Genomic DNA, 4,751 nt, shown 5'->3' on the forward strand with positions numbered 1-4,751 from the left:
AGGTGCTCGTCCGCACCCTGGTCGGCGAGGTAGCCGCCGTCGCCGGGCCGGACCTCCGACACCCCGTTCGCGACGACGTCGGCGAACCACCGCGAACCGATGTCGATCCGGGACAGCAGCTCGCGGGTCTCCGCGTCCCGCGCGGCCACGGCGACCACCTCGGCGTCGGCACCGTCGGTCACGACGAGCCCGGCGAGATCGGCCAACCCCTCGTCGACCAGGGTGCGGACGAGCACCTCGCGCCGGTCGGCCACCGTCGCCGCCCGGTCCATGGCCGCCCCGACCACCCCCACGACCCGCTGTCGCTCCTGCTCGCGGAACCGGGCGTCGATGTCGAGGCAGCCGCCGACGTAGCCACCGCCCACGCCCGCCGTGCCCGCCACGGGGACGCCCCGGTCGAGGACCCAGCGGTAGCGGCCGTCCGCACCGCGCAGCCGGTACTCGACCTCGAACCCCACGTCGGCCTCCGTGGCCGCCGCCCGCCGCGTGTCGTACCGCTCGAGGTCGTCGGGGTGGACGAGGGCGCGCCAGCCGGTCCCGAGATCGTCCGCGCCCGCCCCGGTGTAGTCCGACCACGCCTGGTTGACGAAGGTGCGCTCGCCGTCCGGCCCGTCGACCCAGATCAGTGTGGGGGTCGCGTCGGCGAGCATCCGGAACCGCCGCTCCGCCTCGGTCCGGGCCCGGCTCAGGCGCAGGCGCGACCTGGTCCTCGAGCTGGATCGCCGACGCCCCCGCACGCTCGAGGAGCCGCACGCTGCGCCGGACGTTGAGCTCGTTGCCGAAGCCGGTGTCGGCGTCGACCACGAGGGGGAGGTCGACGACGTCGGCCACGGTGGCCACGTGGTCGGCGACCTCGGTCAAGGTCGTCAGGCCGATGTCGGGGACCCCGAAGCGGGCGTTCGCGAGCCCCGCCCCGGTGAGGTAGACCGCGCCGAACCCCACGCGCTCGACGAGCCGGGCGGTGGCCGCGTCCGCCGCGCCCGGGAGGACGAGGGGCTCCCCCGAGGCCCGCGCCGCGCGGAGGAGGTCGAGCACTGCGGTTCCGGACACGTCAGAACTCCAGGAGGTTGTCGCGGAAGCCGGTCGCGGAGTACCCCGTGCGGACCAGGCCGCGGCGTTGCAGGACCGGCACGAGCCCGTCGGTGATCTCCGCGATCGTCCGGCGGTGCAGGTCGGGGCTGGCGAACAAGAACCCGTCGCCGCCGACCTCGGCCATGATGTCGCCGAGCTGCCCGGCGACGGTCTCCAGACCGCCGACGAGCCCCAGGCTCCGGCTCGTCCCGCCGTAGCTCAGGGCGGCCGCCTCCCGCAGGGTCCGGCCGCGGTTGCGCTCGACGAAGGTCCGCAGCGTGTCCTGCGAGCCGTTCGTCGTGAGCTCGCGCTCCCCCAGCGGCTCGTCCAGGGGGAAGTCGGCGAAGTCGATGCCGGTCGTCTTCGCGGTGACCGCGAGGGTCTGCTCGGCGAGCGCGAGGCCCGTGGCCGCGCGCTGGGCCTCGCGCACCTCGGCCTCCGCGTCGGACTCGCCCAGCACCGGGGTCACGACGAAGAGGACCTTGACCGTGTCCGGGTCCCCGCCCGCGGCCGCCCGCCGGGCGCGCACGTCGTAGCGGAAGCGCTTCATGCCCTCGACGGTGCCCTCGGCCCCGACCACCGTGTCCGCGTACCCGGCGGCGAACGCCCGCCCGCGCGGCGAGCTGCCTGCCTGGGCGAGGACGGCCCGGCCCTGCGGCAGCGGACCGGAGTTCAGCGGTCCGCGCGAGGCGTACCACTTCCCGTGGAAATCGACCGGGCGGACCTTCTCGGGATCGACGAAGACCCCCGACTCGGGATCGGCGACGACCGCCCCCGGCTCCCACGAGTCCCACAGGGCGTTGACCAGGTCGCAGAACTCGGAGGCCATCTCGTACCGGGTGTCGTGCGGTTCCATGGCGGCCATGCCGTAGTTCTGCACCGCGCGGTCCGAGCTCCCGGTGACCATGTTCCAGCCCGCGCGTCCCCCCGAGAGCTGGTCGAGGGTCCCGACCGTGCGGGCGACCAGGTACGGGTGGTAGGCGAAGGTCGAGATCGTGGGGACGATCCCGATCCGGGAGGTCGCGGACGCGAGCAGCGGGGCGAGCATCAGCGGTTCCATCCGCGGCACCTGGACCGCGTTGCGGAGGTAGACGTCCATCGAGCCGCCGTAGGTGTCGCCGACGAAGACGTTGTCCTCCAACAGGACGTAGTCGAAGCACGCGCGTTCCAGCGCCCGCACCGCGTCGACGTACAGGTCCGGCTTCGCCCAGTCGCGGCCGACGGCCCCCGACCACGGGCGGCCCCACGCCTGGGCGTTCGATCCGGCCAGGAACCACCCCAGGTGGAACGGGGTCGGGCTCATCGCTCGTCCTCTCTCGTACTCGGGGCGTCCTGCGGACGCGCCGGGGCGGTCCCGCCGGGACCGGCGGGACACGGGTGTCGGGTGGAACGCGGGCGTCAGTCCGGGAGCGCCCGCTCGACGCGGGGCGGGACCACGGCCCGCAACGTCACGCGGTCCCCGCGCCAGTGGCTGTAGTCGAGCATGAACGGACGGCCGGACCCGTCCCGGACCAGCGTCTCCTGCACCAGCAGCGGCGCGCCCGCCTCGGTCGAGAGCACGCGGGCGGTGCGCTCGTCGCACGCGACCGACTCGATGTTGATCTCCACGTCGCCGAGGGTGAGGCCGTAGAGCTGGCTGATCATGTCCGACAGGCTGCTCGTGCCGCTGCGGAAGTCCACGACCTGGTCGCGCAGCTGCAGCGGCGCGAGCTCGACGGGGTGGTAGCCGACGATCACGGCGGCGGGCTCGCCGCGCAGGAGGACGAGCAGCTCGCGCATCACGACCGCCTCCGCGTCCGTGTCCAGCCGCAGCCGGAGCACCTCGGTGGTGGGGACGAGTCCGTACTCGAGCTGCCGGATGCACATCCCGGGATCGACCTCGGTGTCACCGCCGTCGGTGACCAGCCCGGACAGCTCCGACAGCAGGGGCAGCATCTCCGGGATCGAGATCGAGACCGGGCTGCGGACGACGTCGGTGCCGAGGTTCGTGCGCCGCTGGACGAGTCCCTCCGAGGCCAACATCCGCAGCGCCATCCGGATCGCGTTGCGGCTGGTGGCCATGGACCTGACCAGGGCGTCCTCGACGAGCTGCTCGCGCTGCGCGAGCAGCCCCGACCGGATCGACGAGCGGAGCAGGGTGTGTGCCCGGCGCGGGGACTCCTGCAGCAACGCACGCGCCCGAGGCCCCGGCCCGCTCCTGCTCCCGTAGCGCAGGAGCGAGCGTGGATCCTCGGCTGTCGGCATGTGGCGCTCCCCTTCGTCCGTCGAACGACCTCGATCGGACGGTGAGACTATGTGCCTCGTCGGCGCCTGGCCGTTACGGAGCGGTTACGCCGTTTCGGAGCCCGCGGACCGCCGCCCGCCGCCAGCGGATTCCCGCTCCCGGAACGGGAAAAGGCCTCCGCCCCCAGGCGGCGCCGACCGGCCCCGATCCGCCGTCCTCCCAGGTCACAGGCGCGAGGCGCCGGTCGTCGCCCGGCGGAACACCCGACATCGCCGAATGTAGTCCCTCGTCACAGCGCTATTCCCTTCGGGCAGCGACGGCTTAACGTTCGAGCCGTTCACCTGGGTCGCGGACGCCCCTACAGTCTCGTACATCCCCACCCCCCCGCTCCGTTGAAGGAGGTGCTCCCGCTGTCTGCCCTGACGAGATACCTTGGCAAACGGATACTCTTCGTGCCGTTCGGGGTCCTCGCCGTCTTCTCGTTGACGTTCCTGCTGGTCAACGCGATCCCCAGTGACCCGGTCAGCGAGATCGCCGGACCCACCGCCACCCCGGAGCAGGTCGCCGCGATCCGCACCGAGATCGGCTTGGACGCCGGTCTGTGGGAGCGGTTCGGGACGGCCCTGACGGACCTCGTCGCGCGCGGCAGCCTCGGTGAGTCGTACTACACCAAGACCCCGGTGCTGGAGGACGTCCAGGCCTACCTGCCCGCCACCATCGAGCTGGTCGCGCTGAGCATGGTCGTCGCCGTGTCCCTGGGTGTCGCGATCGGCGCCGTCGGCGCCTACACCGCCGGTCGGGTGCCGGACCGTGCGTCCCGCACGGCCACGACCCTGCTCCAGGTGGTCCCCGACTTCCTGCTCGGTCTGGTCCTGATCTACGTGCTCTTCTACTCGCTCGGCTGGGCGCCTGCGCCGACCGGGCAGCTCGGGCTGCTCGACACGGCCCCGCCCCCGGTCACCGGCGCTGTGCTCGTCGACGCCGTGATCGCGGGCCAGTGGGACACGGCGGGCGCCGCGCTGCAGCACGCCGCCCTCCCCGTCCTCACGCTGGGCATCTCCTCCGCCGCGCTGTTCGCGAAGATGAGCCGGTCCGCGCTGCTGAAGGCGCTGCGCTCCCCCCAGGTCGAGTTCGCCCGCGCGCTCGGGCTCCCGAGCCGGACGGTCTTCGGCTACGCGTTCGGCGCCGCGCGCACCCAGATCGTGACGTACTCCGGCGTGCTGTTCGCCGGGCTCGTCGGCGGCGACGTCATCGTCGAGCAGCTCTTCGCCTGGAACGGCATCGGCCAGTTCGTGGCGGGCCGGATCACCCAGCTCGACCTGCCCGCGGTGCAGGGGACCATCCTCGTCCTCGCGCTGATCACGCTGGCCGTCCTGATCGTCGTCGACATCGTCGTCGCCCTCCTCGACCCGAGGGTGTCCTATGCCTGACGCAACACTCACCGCTCCGCCTGCCC

General features: G+C 73.0%; 4 protein-coding genes and 1 pseudogene. 1 reads left to right on the plus strand and 4 read right to left on the minus strand.

What is annotated here, in order from left to right; all coding sequences use genetic code 11:
- The 4 genes and pseudogenes from H5J29_RS21130 to H5J29_RS21145 form a co-directional block, all read right to left on the minus strand.
- Nucleotides 1–650: PAS domain-containing protein (locus H5J29_RS21130; protein ID WP_181782783.1), on the minus strand; the 650-nt coding region annotated here is incomplete at its 3' end.
- Between the two features lie 61 nt (nucleotides 651–711).
- Nucleotides 712–1,050 (minus strand): annotated as a pseudogene (locus H5J29_RS21135) (isocitrate lyase/phosphoenolpyruvate mutase family protein); the annotation flags it as partial.
- 1 nt (nucleotide 1,051) lies between these two features.
- On the minus strand, nucleotides 1,052–2,374 hold the full coding sequence (locus H5J29_RS21140; protein ID WP_181782784.1) for an NtaA/DmoA family FMN-dependent monooxygenase: 1,323 nt from the start codon (nucleotides 2,372–2,374) through the stop codon (nucleotides 1,052–1,054).
- A 95-nt stretch (nucleotides 2,375–2,469) separates the two neighbouring features.
- Nucleotides 2,470–3,315, minus strand: a complete 846-nt coding sequence (locus tag H5J29_RS21145) for a GntR family transcriptional regulator (protein WP_181782785.1) — start codon at nucleotides 3,313–3,315, stop codon at nucleotides 2,470–2,472.
- Nucleotides 3,316–3,696: 381 nt separating this feature from the next.
- On the opposite strand from H5J29_RS21145, the gene H5J29_RS21150 reads away from it, so the two are divergent.
- Nucleotides 3,697–4,725: an ABC transporter permease gene (locus tag H5J29_RS21150; protein ID WP_312858333.1), complete on the plus strand. Its 1,029-nt coding sequence runs from the start codon at nucleotides 3,697–3,699 to the stop codon at nucleotides 4,723–4,725.
- Nucleotides 4,726–4,751 lie beyond the last annotated feature (26 nt).

Source organism: Pseudonocardia pini, from assembly GCF_013870575.1.
Taxonomy (GTDB): domain Bacteria; phylum Actinomycetota; class Actinomycetes; order Mycobacteriales; family Pseudonocardiaceae; genus Pseudonocardia; species Pseudonocardia pini.

Bases quoted from the DNA above. Each gene is read 5' to 3' on its own strand.
- H5J29_RS21140 (WP_181782784.1), bottom strand. From the start codon at position 2,374: ATGAGCCCGACCCCGTTCCACCTGGGGTGGTTCCTGGCCGGATCGAAC.
- H5J29_RS21145 (WP_181782785.1), bottom strand. From the start codon at position 3,315: ATGCCGACAGCCGAGGATCCACGCTCGCTCCTGCGCTACGGGAGCAGG.